Source organism: Spiractinospora alimapuensis (assembly GCF_018437505.1).
Classification (GTDB): domain Bacteria; phylum Actinomycetota; class Actinomycetes; order Streptosporangiales; family Streptosporangiaceae; genus Spiractinospora; species Spiractinospora alimapuensis.
The window spans coordinates 3,912,940-3,931,670 of record NZ_CP072467.1; the positions used below are offsets into that span (position 1 = coordinate 3,912,940).

The 18,731-nt window shown below is 68.9% G+C and carries 19 protein-coding genes; 11 read left to right on the forward strand and 8 right to left on the reverse strand.

All coding sequences use genetic code 11. The features are described from left to right. Positions 1-12: 12 nt before the first annotated feature. Positions 13-420: a Fur family transcriptional regulator gene (locus J4H86_RS18200; RefSeq protein WP_236539016.1), complete on the reverse strand. Its 408-nt coding sequence runs from the start codon at positions 418-420 to the stop codon at positions 13-15. 483 nt (positions 421-903) lie between these two features. Continuing rightward, the gene (locus J4H86_RS18205; protein WP_236539017.1) at positions 904-1,428 is read right to left on the reverse strand and encodes a nitrobindin family protein; all 525 of its coding nucleotides are present in this window, start codon (positions 1,426-1,428) and stop codon (positions 904-906) included. 66 nt (positions 1,429-1,494) lie between these two features. On the opposite strand from J4H86_RS18205, the gene J4H86_RS18210 reads away from it, so the two are divergent. After that, a complete protein-coding gene (locus J4H86_RS18210) occupies positions 1,495-1,857 on the forward strand; it encodes a DsrE family protein (protein WP_236539018.1) in 363 nt (120 codons plus the stop codon). Positions 1,858-1,967: 110 nt separating this feature from the next. On the opposite strand, the gene dtd is transcribed toward J4H86_RS18210, so the two are convergent. Further along, positions 1,968-2,393, reverse strand: coding sequence for a D-aminoacyl-tRNA deacylase (gene dtd, locus J4H86_RS18215; protein WP_236539019.1), 426 nt, complete (start codon positions 2,391-2,393; stop codon positions 1,968-1,970). A 26-nt stretch (positions 2,394-2,419) separates the two neighbouring features. After that, entirely contained in the window at positions 2,420-4,168 is a 1,749-nt protein-coding gene (locus J4H86_RS18220; RefSeq protein WP_236539020.1) for a DUF2207 domain-containing protein, read from the reverse strand. A 239-nt stretch (positions 4,169-4,407) separates the two neighbouring features. Here J4H86_RS18220 and J4H86_RS18225 point away from each other — a divergent pair, with 239 nt between their 5' ends. The 3 genes from J4H86_RS18225 (at position 4,408) to J4H86_RS18235 (ending at position 8,725) form a co-directional block, all read left to right on the forward strand. Beyond that, positions 4,408-5,370 carry a neutral zinc metallopeptidase gene (locus J4H86_RS18225; RefSeq protein ID WP_236539021.1) on the forward strand — a complete coding sequence of 321 codons (963 nt, stop codon included), beginning with the start codon at positions 4,408-4,410 and terminating at the stop codon, positions 5,368-5,370. Between the two features lie 84 nt (positions 5,371-5,454). Then, positions 5,455-6,408 (forward strand): neutral zinc metallopeptidase, encoded by a 954-nt coding sequence (locus tag J4H86_RS18230; RefSeq protein ID WP_236539022.1) that lies wholly within the window; start codon positions 5,455-5,457, stop codon positions 6,406-6,408. Between the two features lie 31 nt (positions 6,409-6,439). Next, positions 6,440-8,725, forward strand: coding sequence for a hypothetical protein (locus tag J4H86_RS18235; protein ID WP_236539023.1), 2,286 nt, complete (start codon positions 6,440-6,442; stop codon positions 8,723-8,725). Here J4H86_RS18235 and J4H86_RS18240 read toward each other — a convergent pair. The 3 genes from J4H86_RS18240 to J4H86_RS18250 form a co-directional block, all read right to left on the reverse strand. Next, positions 8,710-9,072, reverse strand: coding sequence for a DUF2516 family protein (locus J4H86_RS18240; RefSeq protein ID WP_236539024.1), 363 nt, complete (start codon positions 9,070-9,072; stop codon positions 8,710-8,712). The genes J4H86_RS18235 and J4H86_RS18240 overlap by 16 nt on opposite strands. 72 nt (positions 9,073-9,144) lie before the next feature. Beyond that, positions 9,145-10,059: a M56 family metallopeptidase gene (locus tag J4H86_RS18245; protein WP_236539025.1), complete on the reverse strand. Its 915-nt coding sequence runs from the start codon at positions 10,057-10,059 to the stop codon at positions 9,145-9,147. A gap of 4 nt (positions 10,060-10,063) precedes the next feature. Further along, positions 10,064-10,432, reverse strand: a complete 369-nt coding sequence (locus J4H86_RS18250; protein WP_236539026.1) for a BlaI/MecI/CopY family transcriptional regulator — start codon at positions 10,430-10,432, stop codon at positions 10,064-10,066. Between the two features lie 693 nt (positions 10,433-11,125). On the opposite strand from J4H86_RS18250, the gene mshA reads away from it, so the two are divergent. The 3 genes from mshA to J4H86_RS18265 all read left to right on the forward strand — a co-directional run bounded on the left by mshA (position 11,126) and on the right by J4H86_RS18265 (position 14,099). Beyond that, positions 11,126-12,403, forward strand: coding sequence for a D-inositol-3-phosphate glycosyltransferase (mshA, locus tag J4H86_RS18255; protein ID WP_269134589.1), 1,278 nt, complete (start codon positions 11,126-11,128; stop codon positions 12,401-12,403). A gap of 182 nt (positions 12,404-12,585) precedes the next feature. Further along, positions 12,586-13,122 (forward strand): type III secretion system chaperone family protein, encoded by a 537-nt coding sequence (locus J4H86_RS18260; protein WP_236539027.1) that lies wholly within the window; start codon positions 12,586-12,588, stop codon positions 13,120-13,122. 233 nt (positions 13,123-13,355) lie between these two features. Further along, on the forward strand, positions 13,356-14,099 hold the full coding sequence (locus J4H86_RS18265) for a phosphoglyceromutase (RefSeq protein WP_236539028.1): 744 nt from the start codon (positions 13,356-13,358) through the stop codon (positions 14,097-14,099). A gap of 90 nt (positions 14,100-14,189) precedes the next feature. On the opposite strand, the gene phoU is transcribed toward J4H86_RS18265, so the two are convergent. Continuing rightward, entirely contained in the window at positions 14,190-14,861 is a 672-nt protein-coding gene (gene phoU / locus J4H86_RS18270; RefSeq protein ID WP_236539029.1) for a phosphate signaling complex protein PhoU, read from the reverse strand. Positions 14,862-15,016: 155 nt separating this feature from the next. On the opposite strand from phoU, the gene J4H86_RS18275 reads away from it, so the two are divergent. From J4H86_RS18275 to ispF, 4 genes are all read left to right on the forward strand, one after another. Then, entirely contained in the window at positions 15,017-16,306 is a 1,290-nt protein-coding gene (locus J4H86_RS18275; protein ID WP_394356525.1) for a sensor histidine kinase, read from the forward strand. Next, entirely contained in the window at positions 16,303-16,995 is a 693-nt protein-coding gene (locus tag J4H86_RS18280) for a response regulator transcription factor (RefSeq protein WP_236539031.1), read from the forward strand. Before J4H86_RS18275 ends, J4H86_RS18280 begins: the two co-directional genes overlap by 4 nt. Positions 16,996-17,214: 219 nt before the next feature. Then, complete coding sequence (locus J4H86_RS18285) at positions 17,215-17,697, forward strand: CarD family transcriptional regulator (RefSeq protein ID WP_236539032.1); 483 nt, start codon at positions 17,215-17,217, stop codon at positions 17,695-17,697. A 26-nt stretch (positions 17,698-17,723) separates the two neighbouring features. After that, entirely contained in the window at positions 17,724-18,197 is a 474-nt protein-coding gene (ispF, locus tag J4H86_RS18290; RefSeq protein WP_236539033.1) for a 2-C-methyl-D-erythritol 2,4-cyclodiphosphate synthase, read from the forward strand. Positions 18,198-18,731: the final 534 nt, after the last annotated feature.

Sequence of the window (18,731 nt, forward strand, 5' to 3'; positions counted from 1 at the left end):
TTCCGAAGAACCCTACTGGTCGGTGCTGCATTCCCGGCACCGGCCGAAAACGGTGAGGTGTCGGGCGTCGGCGTCGAACGCGTGGCTGTCCCTCAGCTCGGCCACCATCGAGGAGGCGACGCTGAGGGGGATGTCGGACACGGCCCCGCAGCCGCGACACACCAGGTGCAGATGGTCGGCGTGCTCGGCGAGGTGATACGCCGTCCCCTGTCCGAGGTGGGTGTGGGTGACCAGTCCAGAGCGTTCCAACGCGTCGAGCGTGCGGTAGATGGTCGAGAGGTCGATCCCCTGTCCGGTGTGCTCGCGGATCGCGTCCGGCGTCGCATGATCCAGATCACGCACCGCGTCCAGGATGAGGCGTCGTTGCGGCGTCACCCGGAAGCCACGGGATCGCAGCTCCTCAGCCCAGGTCTGTGCCATGGCCGCAGTCTACCGATGCTTCTCCGCGTGGCCTGGTCTCTCCGCGCTCAGCCGGGATCCGGCATGTGGCTTGCGGGTGTCCTGGGACGGCGCCCGCGGAAGCCGACGCAGGCCGGAAGGGCCCACCCTCGGCGATCGGCGGTGCGACAGCAAACCCACCCCCGTGACGGGTGGACGCCCTCCCCCGTGGGGGAGACGACGAAAAAAGCGCTTGCTTGCCTGGAAGCGACCGCATAACGTCATGTCCACGCAAGAAAGGAGGTGGTCCAAGAGTGATGAAGCATTGGACTTGCGAGGTGTCCGCCCGCTAGGGGCGCGACCCGTACGTCGTTATGGATCGCGTCAGCGAATCCACTGTGGACACCCGGAGCCCCCGGACGGTCGGTCAGTCCAGCCGACCCCGCCGACATCGGCGGAGTACGTCCGGGGGCTCCGCCATGTCCAGCGCGCGTGAACCGTCGGCTCCGCGTCGGCGCCGAGGCGTCAGGCGCGTTTGAGCTGGGCGGACATCTGTCGTTTGCCCTCGCCGCCGTGCAGGTCCCACGCGTAGCCGAGCGCGGCGCGGTCCGCGCCGATCAGGCCGTACAGACGGTGGCCACCGGCCACCTCTCCGGCCGTGTCGCTGCGCAGCACCGCGTCGGTCACCAGCTCGATCCGGTTGGCGAACACCGTCCCGTAGTAGAGCTCGGTGAAGCCCTCAGGGTGTACGAAGAGGGCCTCCACGTGTGGAGCCGGCTCGCCGTCGTTCTCCTCCGCCGCGCGTTCCGCGTCGGGGCGGGCCCGCCAGTATCCCGACTCCGAGGTCAGGGTCGTCGCCGGCGTGCCGTCGGCGTTGAGCCGCCACGCCGTGGCCCGGTACTCCAGGTAGGAATCCGTACGCCGGATGAACTCGACCTCCTGCCCGAACTGCTGTTCCTCACCGTCCGGGAAGTCCGTGACTCCCACGCCCTCCCAACGACCAACGAGGAAGGACAGTCGGTCCAGGCCCGTGCGCGATTCATCCCCCATGGTGCAGAGACTATCGGGAGCGTCGAGGTCCCCGTTCCCGCCGGCCTCACCATCTAGGGTTGACCTATGCTGCACAGGCTGGTGATCGAGGTCACCGCGGGGGCGGAGTCGCCGGAGCGGGTCAACCAGGCGTTCACTGTCGCGGCGTCCGCCGCGGCCAGTGGGGTGGAGGTGTCGCTGTGGCTCACGGGTGACGCCGCCTGGTTCGCGGTTCCGGGACGTGCCGAGACCTTCGACCTCACCTACGCGCCGCCGCTCGCCGACCTCATCGGCGGGATCCTGGCCGCCGGAAGCATCACGGTGGGCACCCAGTGCGCGGCGCGGCGGGGCCTGTCGGAGAACGACCTCATCCCCGACATCGTGGTGCGCGGCGTCCCCTCCTTCGTCGAGGAGATCACGCGGGACGGAACCCAGGCACTCGTGTATTGACGTGGGTGCGTCAGCCCCGCCTCAGCGGGTGCGGGTGCACACCCACATGGTGGGGGAGGGAAAGTACTGACGGGGCGGAGAAAACCTGATGGAGGGTGCCCCGGGGTGGGTCAGACCTCCACGATGACGGTGAACGGGCCCTCGTTGACGAGCTCGACCGACATCTGCGCGCCGAACTCCCCGGTCTCCACGTGCGCCCCGAGCTCACGAAGTTCCTTGACCACGGCGTCGACCCGCGTCTGCGCGACCTCGCCGGGGGCCGCCGCCTGCCAGGTCGGCCGGCGCCCCTTGCGCGCGTCGCCGTAGAGCGTGAACTGGCTGACGACGAGGAGCCCGCCGTCGACATCGGAACAGGAACGCTCGCCCTCGAGAACGCGCAGCGTCCACAGCTTCTTCGCCATGCGCTTCGCCTCGGCCTCGGTGTCGGTGTGGGTGACGCCGAGGAGCACCATCAACCCTGGATCACGCACCGAGCCGACGACCTCGCCGTCGACCGAGACCGCGGCGCGACTCACACGTTGCACCACCGCACGCATTCCGCCTCCTGTTCTTCCGCGGCGCCCTAGCGAACGCCCGCAGTCGTGCGGACGGAGGGGCGGGTGTTGGAGATGACCCCGGACATGGTGCGGGTCAACGTCATGATGGAGTCGGTGAAGTCCTCCAGTCGCCACTCCGCCGGCGCGTGGTACCAGGGGAGGTCGTTGTAGTCGAGCTCCTCTCCCGCGGCGGCGAGGATCCCCGCCCACTTCTCCACCTGACCGAAGATGATCGCGTAGGGAAGGTAGCGGGAGAACAGGTCGACCCGGTCGTCCGTCGGAACCGACTGGGTGTGCGCGTCGGCCTGACCCAGCGCGGAACGGAACGCCAGGGTGTGGGCGAGTACGGTGCTGCCGCGCGCCGTCTTCGCCGGCATGTACTGGGCCCCCACCGTGACCGCCGAACCCGTGATGATCAGGGCGAGTCCGATGAAGGCCTGGTTGGTCAACGCGGCCAGGAGCGCGGTGACGAGGACGCCCCCGACGGTGACGGCGACTCCCGTCGTGGTCCACCGGTTGCGAACGACGTTGGGGCGCCGCGCGAACCAGCGCAGCCGCACCATGTCCTTGTACATCTCCTGGCGGATCTCCGGCAGCACCGTCGCGAGGTCGTCGCCGAGCTCCGACAGCCGCACGTGCGTCCGGTCGTCGAAGAGGGCGTCCAGCAGGATCTGCTCGTACCTGCGGAGGGGGTCGGCGTCGGCGGGCGGCGGGTAGCGGCGGAGTGTCCAGTCGGCCGCGGCGAACCGGCCGTGCGCCTCCTCGGTGATGTCCAGGTAGCCGCGGACCGCGAGGTCGATCACGGTGGCGGTGATGTCGACGATGTCGGCCTGCTCGTCGATCAGGGTGCCGATCTGGCCCGGATGGACGTCCTCGGGTGGCCGGAATCGGCCGGAGCCGCTCGACAGCCCCGGAAACGTGGACGTACCCTTGGCCAGCTCCCGCCGCAGCGCGCGTTCGTCCCGGCCCCGGGCCCAGATGAGCGCGACCAGGCCCCCGATGAGGGTGGCGGTGATCACGGCGAAGACACCGAAGCTGAACGGGGTGACCTGGAAGGCGGAGGCGAACGAGAAGTTGCGCTTCAGCTCGAGCTGCTCCGCCGCGGATCCCGGTGGGTAGTTGACGGCGACGCGCAGCGTCTCCCCGGGCGAGAGGTTGGCCTGCGTGAACCGCGCCATCGACGCGTCGGTGCCGCCCATGTCGGAGGACGTGCAGTAGATCGAGCTGCGCGGGTCGCCGGCGGCGCAGGACACGGCGAGGGGTTGCACCTCGGCGTCGACGGTCACGAGCGTCTCCGCGACCGGCATGGTGTACCCGCCCACCGCGTACCAGGAGAACTCGGTGGTGTCGCCCATGTCGGTGGTGGTTCCGGTGACCTCGTAGGTGAGGGTGACCGACACGGGCTCCGTCTCGTCCGACACGTCCTTCGCCTGGTCGAGGTCGATGGTCGCGGTGGCGAGCTGGTCCTGTTCGGTCAGCTCGAAGTCCAGCCGGTCCCCCTCGGAGTCCACGGCCTGCAGCTTCGAGATCTCGTACACCCGGTCGTGGTCACTGTCGTAGTGTTCACCGGTGACGAAGTCGCGTTGGAACGTGTCCGGCACGGACTCCGTGAACAGGATGTCCTCGCGGGCCTGCACGGTGCCGTCGCTGCGCAGGTAGAGGTTGATGGTGTTGGTGACGTCGGGCTCCGGTGACTGCCCCGGCGGAGCGGAGGCGGCCGCGCCGGGCGCGAGGACCCCGAGCGTGAGCCCGAACAGCACGAGCGAGGTCGCCACGGGGGCAACCCAACGCCTCGATCCACACCAGCCTCGCATTGCCCTGAGCTTATCCCGTCGGCCACCCGCGGCTCCGGTCCGCGCTTGGTGGAACCCGAACCGGTGTGACCTGGCCGGATCCACGACGTGGGATTGGCCTCCTCAAGGTCAACTCGGCAGGGTGCCCGGTTGGGCGGCATAATCGGTGTGGCCTTTGAGTGATTTGTACGCAGCCGTGCGGAGGAAGGAGTTCCGGCTCCATGGCGAACGGTGCGCTGCGCGAGATGGCCGAACGAGAGGCCCAGGCTCTGCGTGCCAGCGCGCCGCGCCCAGCGTTCGGCGTCGGGCTCCTCTCCGTCGTGACGACCGGGCTCGCCGCCGCGGGTATCGCGGGATTCGCCGTGGTCGCGACGTTCATGGGGGACGACGGCGCGGACATCCAGCGTGTGTCCGTGGCCTCCTCAGACACCTCGAGTCCCACTCCCGTGGACGACATCGACCGGGAGGCGGCCGCTGACCTCGTGGAGGCGAACCCGCTCTACGGCAGCGGACAGATGGAGCCGGGCGACTGCGACCGGCCGGATCTGGACACCGATGACCCCGAGTCGATGGCGGCCTTCCTACACGGTCTCACCGACTGCATGGATGAGACCTGGGAGGACCAGTTCGAGGACGGTGACAGTTCCTTCCACCCGCCCGTTCGCCACTTCTGGACGGTGAACGGGCAGAGCCCCTGCGGGCGATTCCCGTCGGCGGACCGCGCCGCGTTCTACTGCGAGATGAACCAGGGCCTGTACCTCGGCGTCGAGGACATCGTGCAGAGCTCACACGACTCGGAGGACTGGGAGTCCTACGCGATGCTCTTGAGCCACGAGTACGCCCACCACGTGCAGAGCGAGGCCGGGATCATCAGCGGCTACCGCGCGCTTCGGGCCAGGGAGGGAGACTCCGCCCGGGGGGAGAGCTGGACGCGGCGCAACGAGCTGCAGGCCAACTGCTTCGGCGGCGCGTTCCTCGGCACCCTGGAGGACAGTCTTCCCATTGACGACGAATCGCGCGAAGAGCTTATTTCCGACGCGCGGGCGCGAGGTGACTCCGATGCCGCGGATCGCCGCACACACGGGACTCCTGACAACGGTGAGCTATGGGCGAATCACGGGTTCGACCGCATGGACCCGGCCGCATGTAACACTTGGGATGCAAGGGACGAATTGGTTGAGTAGCTGCGAGGCGCCGAAGACGTGGAGTCCCACCGGGCTGGGCGCGCCTTCCGGGGGCGGAGGGCGTGGCTGAGTTACTGCGGCATCGTGATCGCCACGGTCGCGATGGCGACGCTGGTGTGGTCCGCTGTCGCCTCGCCCGCACCCGTGCGATCCCAGGGCGGACTCGAGGAGCCGCCCATCCCCGACGCCGCCGCCGACGTGAGCCTCGAGACCGGTTGGGTGGAACGGCAGGACCTTCCGCCGCTCGACGACACCGACGACGACGCCTCAGCGGAATCCGACGAGTCGTCGGATTCCGACGAGGACGACGATGACCAGCCCTCCGGATGGGCCGCCCTCACCAGCAATCCGCTGTACGAGACCGACCGGCTCGCGCCGCGTCCCTGCCCCGTCCCCGACCTCGACATCGATGACCCCGAGTCGATGGAGGAGTTCCTCCACACCCTGACCGACTGTCTCGACGAGAGTTGGCAGACCCAGTTCGACCGTGCCGGACTGGAATTCGAACATCCGGAACGGGTGTTTTGGACCGAGCCGGGAACCAGTCCCTGCCGTGACTACCCCTCGCCCGCCGGGGCGTTCTACTGCCGGTCCAGCTCGGGGATCTACATGGGGCTCGAGGACGTCGTCGACAAGTGGAACAGGGAGACGAACGGGGTCGTCTACGCCTCACTCCTCGCGCACGAATACGCCCACCACGTGCAGGGCGAGGCCGGCATCCTGGAGTACTACCACGAGCGGCGCAGCGACGAGGAGGAGCTGAGCGACCGCAACGAGTGGACGCGTCGGAGCGAACTCCAAGCGAATTGTCTCGCCGGTGTCTTCCTAGGCGCCATCGAGGTTAGTTACCCTCTGTCAGAGGAAGACCGCGAAGTGTTTCTTGATGACGCTGAGGCGACGGCGGACCGGGACGGTGCGGACGACGAACGCACCCACGGCGCGCCGGAGAACAGTGTCCTGTGGAGCGAGCGGGGTCTGACAGAACAAACACCCGGTGCCTGCGACACCTGGAGCGCGGAGCAGTCCCTGGTCGAGTAGCGCACATCCCGAGCGGGAACGGTAGGGCGCCGTGGAAGGTCGCGACGAAGCGGTCGAGCTGCGAATCCACGGGATCGGGGGTGGTGGGGCGACCACCTTGCTCGATGCCGGGCCCGGGGAGCGTTTCGGCGGTGACGGACTCGCCGGCTTCTTCCGATCCCGCCCCACCAGCCACACCCGGACCCTGCCACGGACCGAGCGCGAGGTCTTCGTGTGGGGGAACCTCAACTCCGGTGAGGTGACACGGGCCTTCTGGCTGCTGCTCCTGCCGATAATGCTGGTCAACCTGGCCTACTGGATGCGCCCACGGAGGCTCGGCGGCACACCGTCCCGGGGCCACTGGATGGCCAACCGTGGGTACGACATCGTGGTCCGGGCACACGCCCTCGGGCTCACGATCCTCCTCACCCTCGCCGCCGCCGGAATCGGGATGGACCTCGTGGGCTGGCAGTGCGTCGCCCAAGGCGCGACCTGTGCGGACCTGCGCCCCTGGCTCGGGTTCCTCGCGTCCCCCGGATCCCCGTTGTCCAGCACGGGAACCGGGCTCGTCGTGGGCGCCGTCGTCCCGGTGCTGCTGGTCGTCGTGCTGTGGCGTCTGTCCCGACGCAGCGGCGACCGCTACGAGGCCGCCGTCCCCGACCGGCCGCGCCAGACAGCCGGCGACGACGAGCCCATCTCGCGGCGCACCGCCCCGCTGTCACACCCACTCTTCTGGGCCGGCCGTGGCCTGTTCGGCCGCCTGCGCTCCGCCCACATCGGATCGGCGATGACCACCATCGCCGTCGTCATGCTGCTCCCGCCACTGCGCTTCGACCACGGTGTCCTCGCGGTCATCGGGTGGGTGCTCATGGGGGTCGTCCTGCTGACCGGGCTGCTGTGCGTGCTCGCGGCCTGTCGCGCCGACCCCGGACCGATCGGGGAACGCCGAGCGGCCCGGATCGCGGCACGGGTCCGACTGTTCGCGGTGCTGCTGCTCTTCCTCGCCTGCGCGTACACCGTCTGGCCGCGACCCGGGTGGCAGGGGACGGGGGAACTGCCGGGGTTCGCGGCGGTACTTCACTGGGTGCTCATCGCGCTGATCCTGCTCTGCGTGGTGCTGTTCGTGCTTGCCTTCCTGCTGCACCGCGGCAACGAGGAGCGGTCCCACGTCGCGATGCTCGGCCTCGGCGGGCCGACCACGGTGGTTCTCGGCGTCCTGCTCGGTGGGGTGTTCACCGCCGCCCTGGGGTCCCAGGCCGCGCAGTGGCTGTCGGGGTGCCCCTCCTCCGGCGCGCTGTCGCGGGACTGTCTCTCCTTCGGCGTTCCGGCCGCCTACTCCTGGTTCCAACTCGCGTTCACCATCGTCGTCGCCATGTCGCTCGTCGGGGTGGGGGCGCTGTGGGTGGTCTCGCGACGCCGTGCCCGCCGGGCCCGTCGCGACGTCGCCGCGGAGTACGGTTACGCGACACGTCGGTGGCCGGCGCGGGACGAGAGCATCGCCCGCGCCCGGGCCCTCGCCTCGGTGACCGAGCTCGCCCCCTGGGTCGTACTCTCGCTGATGGTGCCCCTCTTCGTCCTCGGCGCGATGGGCAGCGCCGCGGCGCTGCGCTCCGAACACTTCGGGGCGGGCCTGCACGGCACCGCCGCCCGACTCGTGGACCTGGTGCTCACCGTGGGATCCGTCCTCGGAGCCCTGTTCCTCGCCGTCCTCGTGTGGTTGGGGCGCAGCGCCCTCCGGGACCGCCCCACCCGCGAGGTGGTGGGGATGCTGTGGGACATCGGCTCCTTCTGGCCCCGCGCCGCGCACCCGCTGGCCCCGCCCTGCTACTCCGAGCGGGCCGTACCCCAGCTCGTCAGTCGCACCATGTCCCTGACCGACCTCGGCTTGGGCGTCGTGCTCTCCGGCCACTCGCAAGGGTCGGTCCTCGCGGCCGCCACCGTGTGGCAACTACCGGAACGATGCCTGGAACGGGTCGCTCTACTCACCCACGGATCGCCGATCTTCCGGCTCTACGCTCGGTATTTCCCCGCCTACTTCGGGCCGCGGGCGCTGCGGGAGCTCCATGGCCGGGCCGCCATGTGGCGCAACCTGTGGCGCACGACCGACCCCATCGCCGGGCCCGTCCACCTGGACGCCTGTCCCAACGGAGCCACCGTGCTCCCGGAACGTCCGTTGCCCGACCCGCGCTACTACCACCGGCGACCGGGCGAGGCCGTGGCCGACCCGATCCAGACCCACTTCTGGTACACCCGCGACGAGGCCTATCCGCGCACCCTGCGCGAGACGGTCGGCGCGGTGCGCGACGCGGACGGCCCGGCGGCCTACCAGGGTCCGTAGGGGCCCTGACCGCCGCGTCCACCCTCGACGGCGCGCACCGCGGGGCGGACGTCGACGATGAAGATGATCGCGACCACCAGCGCGGCGAGGGTCAGGAAGCGGAACGGCAGCAGATTGAACACCGACAGGGCCGACACCACGGACGCGACGGACAGCAGGATGGTCCACAACTGCTTGGTCTGCTTGTTCGCCGCGTCGAACGCGTCGGGACGGGTGCGGATACACACGAACAGGGCGTAGAGGGAGGTGAACATGGTGGCGACGAACACCAACCAGAAGACGAAGTTGAAGAACTCTGCAACCTGCATCGACTCACGCCCCAGGATCGGGTAACCGGCCGCGGTCACGGCCCCTTCTCACCCTAGACAACGACGCTGGGTGCCACGAAGTGCCCACACACCGGAAACGGCGCGGTGCGATCAGTACGGCATGTGCCACAGGGCGAACGTGAGAACCTGCACCGCCACGGCGAGGACGGCGATGCTTGCCGTCGCGGAGGCGGGGAGTTGCGCGGTGGGCTCCAGCAGGCGGGAGACCCGGGTCACGATCTCCGACTCCGACTCCGAGCGCGCCGCCGCGAGAGCCCCGTTGGGCGTGCCCGAGTGGGGGGAGGAACCGAACCGGATCAGCGCCGTGGCCAGCTCCCGGGGGGAGCGCTGCCGGCGCGCGTGCTCATCGGCGCACAGCTCCACGAGGAGCGCGACCGCGCTGTAGCAGGAGACCACGAAGGTGGACCGGGGGAAGGCGCGCTTGAGGGAGGAGAAGGGGAGCAGTACGAGGTCGTGCCGCTGGCGTAGGTGTCCGTGTTCGTGCGCGAGGACCGCGGCGAGTTCGTCGCGGTCCAGGATCTCCAGCGCTCCGGCGCTGATCACGACGTGGGATCGGATGACGCCCGGCAGGCAGTACGCCGCCGCCGCGGGGTGGTCCAACACCCGGGCGCCAGGGACGACCGGGTCCTCCCGTGCCACCAGGTGCAGCAGGTCACGGTGGCGCCGGCGCGTGTGCAGGATGTGCAGACACGAGAACAGCAGCGCGCACAACAGGAGGACGAAGAGCCCCACCCCGGCGACGAACGCCGCCGCGTGCCACGGAGTGACGCCGCTGGGAATCCCCGCACGAAGCTCCAGCAGTCCGTGGAAGACACCGGCCTCGAAGGGGGAGAGGGCGTAGGAGAGCAGCGCCCCGATCGTCGCGAAACCCCATGTGAGACCCACGGCCTGCCAGGCGAGTACACCCGCGTGGGGGCCCCGGATCGTCCACGTAGCCGCACGCAGTCTTACAGCGATGAATACGCAGCCGACAGCGATGGCGGCGAGCAGTGCGGCGCTGAGCATGAGGTCACGTCGATTCTGTCGGGTCCTCTGACTCCTCCAGTGCTCGACGCAGAGCCTCGGCTTCGGGGCCGCTCATGGAGTGCACGAACGCAGCGAGCGCGGCATCGCGATCCCTGGTCTGCCCCAGCGCGTCGAACATAAGTTCAGAAACGTAGTTCTCCTTGCTGGTGACGGGCTGGTAGCGCCATGGGCGTCCCTGTCCCGTCCGCTCCACGATACCCTTCTTCACCAATCGGTCGAGGACAGTCATCACCGTCGTGTGGGCAAGATCCCGATTCGTCAGCTCACGGCCTACTTCGCGGACCGTGAGCGGCTCGGACCGTTGCCACAGCACATCCATCACCGCACGTTCAAGCTCACCGAGCCGATTCATAGTCGTAAGTCTACTTTCGGTCGTACGACAGCCTGTAGGGGGTCGGGAAACGCGGCGGATCCCCTCAGTGATGGGCGTTTTGTGACGTTTCTGCCCCGCGTGGCGCTCCGCACACCACCCCCTGATCTCCAGTCCCGAGTCGTCGCTCTCCGTTCCGCGTCCCCGCGTCCGAGTTCGACGCAGGGGAGCGCACCCACGACGGAGCGAGACGACGCGGTCGGCCCGACGCCGCGCGTCGGGGCGACCGGATCGTCCGGTGTGTGGCGCGGGGGACGCTACCCCGGTTGTCCGGTACCCGGCGTCATGGGGTCGCTTGAGCCGTATCCGGCCATCGGGATGAAACGCGTCGCATGCTACGATCCCGTGCTCGCAGGTCATGGGGCACCCCACCACGTCCCCCCGGATGACGGAGCGCGCATACCCCGACGTCACGCGGGAGTCGGAGTGGTGGCGATCGAGGAGCCCACACCTGGCCGTGGACTCTCGGCGCGGTGGGACCCAGGCGAGCGGCGGCGCGCGGGAACACCTCCGGGGCGCGCGCTGTTGGTCTGTGGATGAGTCGGGAGTGCTCGTTCGTCGCTGAAATCGGATGTGCAGGAAGCGGGGACAACAGTGGTGTGGGAGACACCTGACGTCGACGGTGACGCTCCGGGAGCCGGGGCGCGCGCGACGTTCGAATCCGTCGCCCAGGACGTGAACGGATCGGCGCCACCAATCCGACGCATCGCCGCGATCAGCATGCACACCTCGCCCCTGGAACAGCCCGGAACGGGTGACGCTGGGGGACTCAACGTCTACGTCGTCGAGGTCGCCCGGCGCCTCGCCGAACGAGGGATCGCCGTGGACGTGTTCACCCGGGCCACGCGGGTCGACCAGGAGCCACGGGTGGAGATCGCCCCCGGGCTGACGGTCCGGCACGTCCCGGCAGGCCCCTTCGGCCCGCTCGACAAGCAGAGCCTGGCGCGCTACGTCTGCCCCTTCATCTTCGGAGTGCTGCGCGCCGAGGCGCACAACGAACCGGGGTACTACGACCTGGTGCACGGGCACTACTGGCTCTCCGGGCGGGCCGGTCTCTCGGTGGCACACCGGTGGGGAGTGCCCCTCGTCCAGTCCATGCACACGCTGGCCAAGGTGAAGAACGCCGCCCTGGGCGAGGGCGACGTCGCGGAACCGGAGGCTCGAGTACGGGGCGAGGAACACCTAGTCCGATACGCCGACCGGCTCGTCGCCAACACCGACACCGAGGCGGGGCAGCTCATGCGCCACTACGGCGCCGAGGCCAACCGAGTCGCCACCGTCGCCCCCGGCGTGGACCTCGCGGCCTTCACCCCTGGCTCCCGCGCGGAGGCGTTACACCGGATCGGCTATGCCCCGGACTCCCAGGTGCTGCTCTTCGTGGGACGCGTGCAGCCCCACAAGGCGCCCGACCTCGTCCTCCACGCCGCCAGCCAATTACTCGACCGCCGTCCGGAGCTGCGGTCCACTCTGCGCGTCATGGTGGTGGGCGGTGACTCTGGGCAGGCCACGGCGGTGGAACAACTCCGTGCCCTCGCCACGTCACTCGGTATCAGCGACATCGTCCGCATCGACCCACCGCAGGACCGCGCCACCCTGGCCTACTACTACCGTGCCGCCGCCGTGACCGTGATGCCGTCGCGCTCCGAGTCCTTCGGGCTGGTCGCCGCCGAGTCCCAGGCCTGCGGCACACCGGTGGTCGCCGCCGACGTCGGCGGTCTTCCCTACGTCGTGCGCGACGGTGAGACCGGCGTACTCGTGGACGGGCACGCCCCGGAGGACTATGCCACGGCGTTGCGGCGCCTGCTCACCGAACCCCGCCTCCGCGATGCCATGGGCAGCGCCGGCGTGCGGCACACGGCACGACTGGGATGGTCGGCGACGGTGGAGGGCCTCCTCTCCACCTACCATGCGGTGAGTGGAACCCGGTCGCTGGCGGCCGCCGTCAACCTCTGACGTCCTCTCCTCCGGCGGAGCGCTCCCCTCCTGGAGGTGGAGGGATGAGCGCGATTGGTCGGACCGCCACAGCCGAACAATCGAACTCACGTACGACAGAGTACAGGAAAGCGGACCATGTGCAAGCCACACACCGAGTTCCTCCCCAGCCCGGCCGCAGTGGCCTCCCGCCGGAGGAACCAGTGACCGACGCCCCCGTTCCCGACAGGAGGCACGAGATCAGCGACGACGCCATCGCGGCGGTGGAGAGGGCGCTCCGCGCCGCGGACGTGCCCTACGAGACGCCGGAGCCCGGGGCGTTCCTGGTGACGATGCCGGGCGAACGCAAGCACTCGACACTGGCCTGGCTACGCGTCGGCCGCCACAGCCTTCTCCTGCACACGTTCTTCTGCCGTCGCCCCGACGAGAACCCGGCCGAGTTCTACCTCTGGCTCCTCCGCCGCAACCGTGAGATGTACGGGGTGCACTTCGCCAGCGACGACGTCGGCGACGTCTACCTCCTGGGCCGCGTCGCCCTGCACAGCATCACCGACACGGAGATCGACCGCCTCCTCGGCTGCGTCCTCGCCTACTCCGACGAGAACTTCAACACCGCGCTGGAGCTCGGCTTCGCCTCCGCCATTCGCCGCGAATGGGCCTGGCGGGAGTCCCGTGGCGCCAGCCTGCGCAACCTCTCCGCCTTCAAGCACCTCATCGACGCCGACCTCAGCGGCGGCTGACGACCAGACCCGCTGCCTCCCGGACGACGTCCGTCGTCGACGTCCCACGCCTCCGGCGACCCGTCCCGGGCTCCCAGAACACCAGCCTCGGAGTGATCCACCGAGCCGACGGCAGGTCCATCCGGAGATCCACGGGGTCGGGGTGTGCGGCGTGCCCTGGGGGCTTGGGCGGCCAGCGAGCAGCTCCCGCGTGCACCCGAAACCGCGTTCACGGGGATGGCCTAAGCTGGCGCATGTCGACTCTGGTTCTGCTGCGTCACGGTGAGAGCGTCTGGAACGCTGAAGGCCTGTTCACGGGGTGGGTGGACGTTGACCTGTCCGCCGCGGGGGAGGACGAGGCGCGTCGGGGCGGACAGCTCCTGCGCGACGCCGACGTTCGTCCCGACGTCGTCCACACCTCCCTGCTGACCCGTGCCATGCGCACCGCGAACCTCGCCCTGGAGAACGCGGACCTCCTCTGGCTGCCGGTGCGCCGATCCTGGCGGCTGAACGAGCGTCACTACGGGGCGCTCCAGGGGAAGGACAAGGCGCAGACGCGCGCCGAGTACGGGGACGAGCAGTTCATGGTGTGGCGTCGGTCGTACGACACCCCGCCCCCGCCGATCCCCGACGACGACACCTACTCCCAGGTCGGCGACCGGCGCTACGCGGCACTGCCGCCCGAGCTGATGCCGCGCACCGAGTGCCTGGCCGACGTCGTGGACCGGTTGCTGCCGTACTGGTACGACTCGATCGTCCCGGACCTGGGCGCCGGACGTACGGTGCTCGTCGTCGCGCACGGCAACTCGCTGCGGGCGCTGGTGAAGCACCTGGACGGTATCGACGACGCGTCCATCGCGCAGCTCAACATTCCCACGGGGGTGCCGCTGCTCTACGACCTGGACGAGACCTTCACACCCCGCAAGGCGGGCGGGGAGTACCTCGACCCGGATGCGGCCCGCGAGGCCATCGAGGCCGTGAAGAACCAGGGGCGCTGACGCCGTCGCCTGATTCGCGTTCGTTGACGCCGTCCGGGGATCGCCCCGGGCGGCGTCGCTCGTCGGGGCCGCCCGGGGGACGAGGGGCCCTTACTCCTCGGCGTTCTCGGTCTCGTACTCTTCCGGCTTCTTTCCGGTGACCATGTAGACCAGGTTGTCCGCGACGTGGACCGCGTGGTCGCCGAACCTCTCATAGAAGCGCCCGGCGAGCGTCACGTCCATGGTGGCTTCCACGCCGTACTGCCAAGTGGGCTCGAGGATGCGTCGTAGGAGCTTGCGGCGGAGTTGATCCATGCGGTCATCGTCGGCGTCGAGTTCCAGCGCCGTCTCCACGTCGTGCGAGACCAGGACCTCGCCGGCCTTCACCACGAGGGACTCGGCCTGGTGGCCCATCTCGAGCACTATGGTGCGTACCTCGCGTGGCACGGCGGCGTCCGGGTGGCGGCGGCGGGCGATCTTGGCGAGGTGGACGGCGTGATCGCCCATGCGTTCGAGGTCGCCGGCCATGTGCAACGAGGTGATGATCGTGCGCAGGTCCTTGGCGACGGGCTGCTGGCGCGCCATCAGGTCGAAGGCGCTGGTGTCGATCTCGTCGTGCAGTTGGTTGATCGCGCGGTCCCCGGAGATAACCTCCTCGGCCGCACTGAGGTCGGCGTCGAGGAGCGCCGTCGTCGCCCGCGCGATCGCGTGCCGGGCGAGGCGGGTCATCTCGACGAGCCGTTCACTCAACGCGTCGAGGTCTTCGTGATAGGTGTCGCGCATACTCCCAATCCTCCCAGTAGTCACCTTAACCCGTGTGGTCCTACGGGTGAACTTTGCGCGAAGAAGTCGCGTTTTTCGTGGTCAAGGGGGGTTTGGATCTGGACTCCCCGTCTACCATCGAGAGCGTGTACGGAGAGCTGCTCGCGTTCATCTCGATGGTGGTCGCTTTCGTGGTCGGGGTCCTGATCGGGCTCACGATCCGAACGCGGCGTTCCGACAGACTCGCAGGTGACGGCTCAGCGGGGGGCGGTTTCCAGACCCCCGCCGGGCTTCCCCCGGGCGTCGCGGAGGTCCTCGCCGCCCTTCCCTCCTCGGCCGTGGTGCTCGACCCGGCGGACCGCGTGCTGCGAGCCAGTTCCGCGGCCCGCGCGTTTGGCATCGTCCGCGGCGAGGAACTCCGGATCTCGGAACTCCTCGCGCTCGCGCGGCAGGTGCGGCGCGACGGGGTGATCCGGGAGACGGAGGTGGAGGTGAGTGTCGCGCGGTTCGGGCCCGACGTCACGAACTTCGCCGTACGTGTGGCGCCGCTGGGCGGTACCGGACTGGTCCTGGTCCTCGCCGAGGACCAGACGGAACGCCAGCGGGTGGAGGCGGTGCGCCGGGATTTCGTCGCCAACATCAGTCACGAGCTCAAGACACCCGTGGGTGCGCTCTCCCTGCTCGCCGAGGCGGTCTCCGAGGCGAGCGAGGATCCCGAGGCGGTCCGGCGGTTCACGAACCGGATGCGCTACGAGGCCGACCGGCTCACCAGCGTCATCCAGGACCTCATCACCCTCTCGCGGATCCAGGGCGCGGAACCGGTGCCCGAACCGGTCGACGTCCCCCTGAAAGTGGTGGTCGCCGAGGCCATGGCCGGGGTGGAGCTCGCGGCGGAGGCCAAACGGATGGAGTTCGCGCGTGGCGACATGGAGGGGATCACGGTCCTCGGCGACGAGTCGCTCATGGTCACCGCGGTGCGCAACCTCATGGCCAACGCCGTCGCCTACAGCCCGGAGGGAACCCGAATCTCCGTCTCGGCGAGCCAGACCGACCAGGCAGTGGAGGTGAAGGTCGCGGACCAGGGAATCGGGATCCCGCGACAGGACTTGGAGCGTGTGTTCGAGCGCTTCTATCGGGTGGACACGGCGCGAAGCCGCGCGACTGGAGGTACCGGTCTCGGCCTCGCGATCGTGAAGCACATCATGACCCATCATCGGGGGGACGTGGTGGTGTGGAGCAAGGAAGGCCACGGATCCACGTTCACGCTTCGCTTCCCCACCGGACGACAGGCTCCGACGGGACGGCAGAGTCCCACGGGGCAGCGGAGTCCGACGGAGGGGCGGAGCCCGGGCACGACAGACGGCCCCCAGGCGCGACAGGGTTCCGGTGGGCAGGACAGCCCACCGGGACAGGCCCCGGAGTATCCGACGGTGGTTCACAACAGTGAGGGGAAGGAAACCCAGTGACCCGAGTACTCGTCGTGGAGGACGAAGAGTCCTACAGCGATGCTCTGTCGTACATGCTGCGGAAGGAGGGATTCGAGGTCGCCGTCGCGGAGAGCGGGCCGGTGGCCTTGGAGACCTTCGAGCGGACCGGTGCGGATCTCGTCCTCCTCGACCTGATGCTCCCCGGCCTCTCCGGTACCGAGGTGTGTCGAGAGTTGCGGCAGCAGTCGAACGTTCCCGTGATCATGCTGACCGCCAAGGACAGTGAGATCGACAAGGTGGTCGGTCTCGAGTTGGGGGCGGACGACTATGTGACCAAGCCCTTCTCCTCCCGGGAGCTGGTGGCTCGGATTCGTGCCGTCCTGCGCCGGCGAGGCGACGAGGAGGGGGTGGTGGACCCCGGTGCTCTGGAGGCGGGGCCGGTGCGCATGGACGTCGAGCGGCACGTCGTGTCGGTTCGGGGGGACAGCGTTCAGTTGCCGCTCAAGGAGTTCGAACTCCTCGAGGTGCTGCTGCGAAACGCCGGGCGCGTCCTCACCCGGGTCCAGCTCATCGACCGGGTGTGGGGCGCGGACTACGTGGGGGACACCAAGACGCTGGACGTTCACGTGAAACGGTTGCGGGCCAAGATCGAGAAGGACCCCGGGACTCCCCGCTCGATCGTCACCGTTCGTGGGCTCGGCTACAAGTTCGACCCGGATGGTTCCTAGTCAGGGGCTATCCGGCGGTGCTTCTGTGGTAAGGAACGCATCCCCGAAGTGAGCCCCGGTGGTCACCCCGCGTCGATGCCCACGGTGCCGAAGAAGCAGGGCCCAGGGGGTTTGTCAACCCCCAAAACTGCCCTCTGACCTGCATGATCTCAATGCGGGCAGGTACGCTAAGTCACTGGCGCGTGGTACCCTTGTGTTAGTGGAAGGGGTACTTGTCACATGGCTTTCAAGGTCGGCGACACCGTTGTTTACCCCCATCATGGGGCTGCTCGTATTGAGGCGATCGAGACTCGCGCCATTAAGGGCGAGGACAGAACCTACCTCGTTTTGAAGGTCGACAAAGGCGATCTGACGGTCCGTGTGCCGGCCGAGAACGCTCAGGAAGTCGGCGTCCGCGATGTGGTGGGCGAGGAAGGTCTGGAGCGCGTATTCGAGGTCCTGCGCGCACCGCACACCGAAGAGCCGACGAATTGGTCGCGGCGTTACAAGGCCAACTTGGAGAAGCTCGCGTCGGGCGACGTCAACAAGGTAGCGGAGGTAGTTCGCGACCTGTGGCGGCGTGATCGGGAACGCGGGCTTTCCGCCGGCGAAAAGCGGATGCTGGCGAAGGCACGGCAAATTCTGGTGAGTGAGCTCGCTCTGGCCGAACAGACCAATGAGGATAAGGCCGAAGCATTGCTCGACGAGGTTCTCACTAAGTAGTCAACGTGCTATCGAGAATTCCTCGGGTGGGCGTCGGAACGGACGTCCACCCGATTCAACACGGTCGGCCACTATTCCTGGCCGGATTGGAATGGCCCGGCGAAGACGGCGTGAGTGGCCATTCCGACGGTGATGTCGCCGCTCATGCGGCCTGTGACGCCCTCTTCTCCGCGTGTGGGCTGGGCGACCTCGGGTCCCAGTTCGGTACGGCGGCCCCCGAATGGCACGGGGCCGCCGGTGTCGCCCTCCTCACCGAGGCCGCGGCGCGGGTGCGTGCCGCGGGTTTCGAGATCGGCAACGTCGCGATCCAGATCATCGGGAACCGTCCCCGATTCTCGGCCCGCCGTCAGGAGGCCGAACAGGTTCTGAGCGCCGCCGTGAAAGCCGGGGTCTCCGTCTCCGCCACCACCACCGACGGCTTGGGCCTCACCGGCCGGGGCGAGGGCATCGCCGCCGTCGCGACAGCCCTGTGTCTCGCACCTCCGATCGACCCCACCTGACCTGAGCGCTCGACTGGACCCGCCTGCATCTCCTGACCACCGGTGGCTGAAGGAGCGGACGGCGCGTCCCAGGAGATGAACACGGGCGGCCGACGTCTCCATCGTCAACCCGCTGCTACGGGGGGTCACGGACTGGGGCACTCGTTTCTCCACCGGCGGCGCGTGCCTGTACGCGGCTGTCGCACCGCGACCCGCCCGCGCTCCCGCTGTAGTGGTTCACGGGAGGCGGGACTCTCCAAATCCCTGAGGGGATCGTCGGCGACGGCGCGGTGCAAGGGCACGCCCACCAGCGGTGTCGCCCTCGGACTTCAGCCCACCCCTGAACCGCCGCTCTCCGTCCGCGACAGGTGAGAGCGGTTCGGTGGGATCTGTTGGGGACGGAGTCGAATGGGTGGAGAGACTGACAAGAAGGCGCGGCCAGGAACTGGGTGTGGTGGCGTCCGGAGTCTCCAGACGCGGCGCGGAGGGCGACGCGGGAACTCACGGCCGGGTCCCCGCCCCCAAGTCGGTCCGTTCTCGCCTGCTCGATCTCTC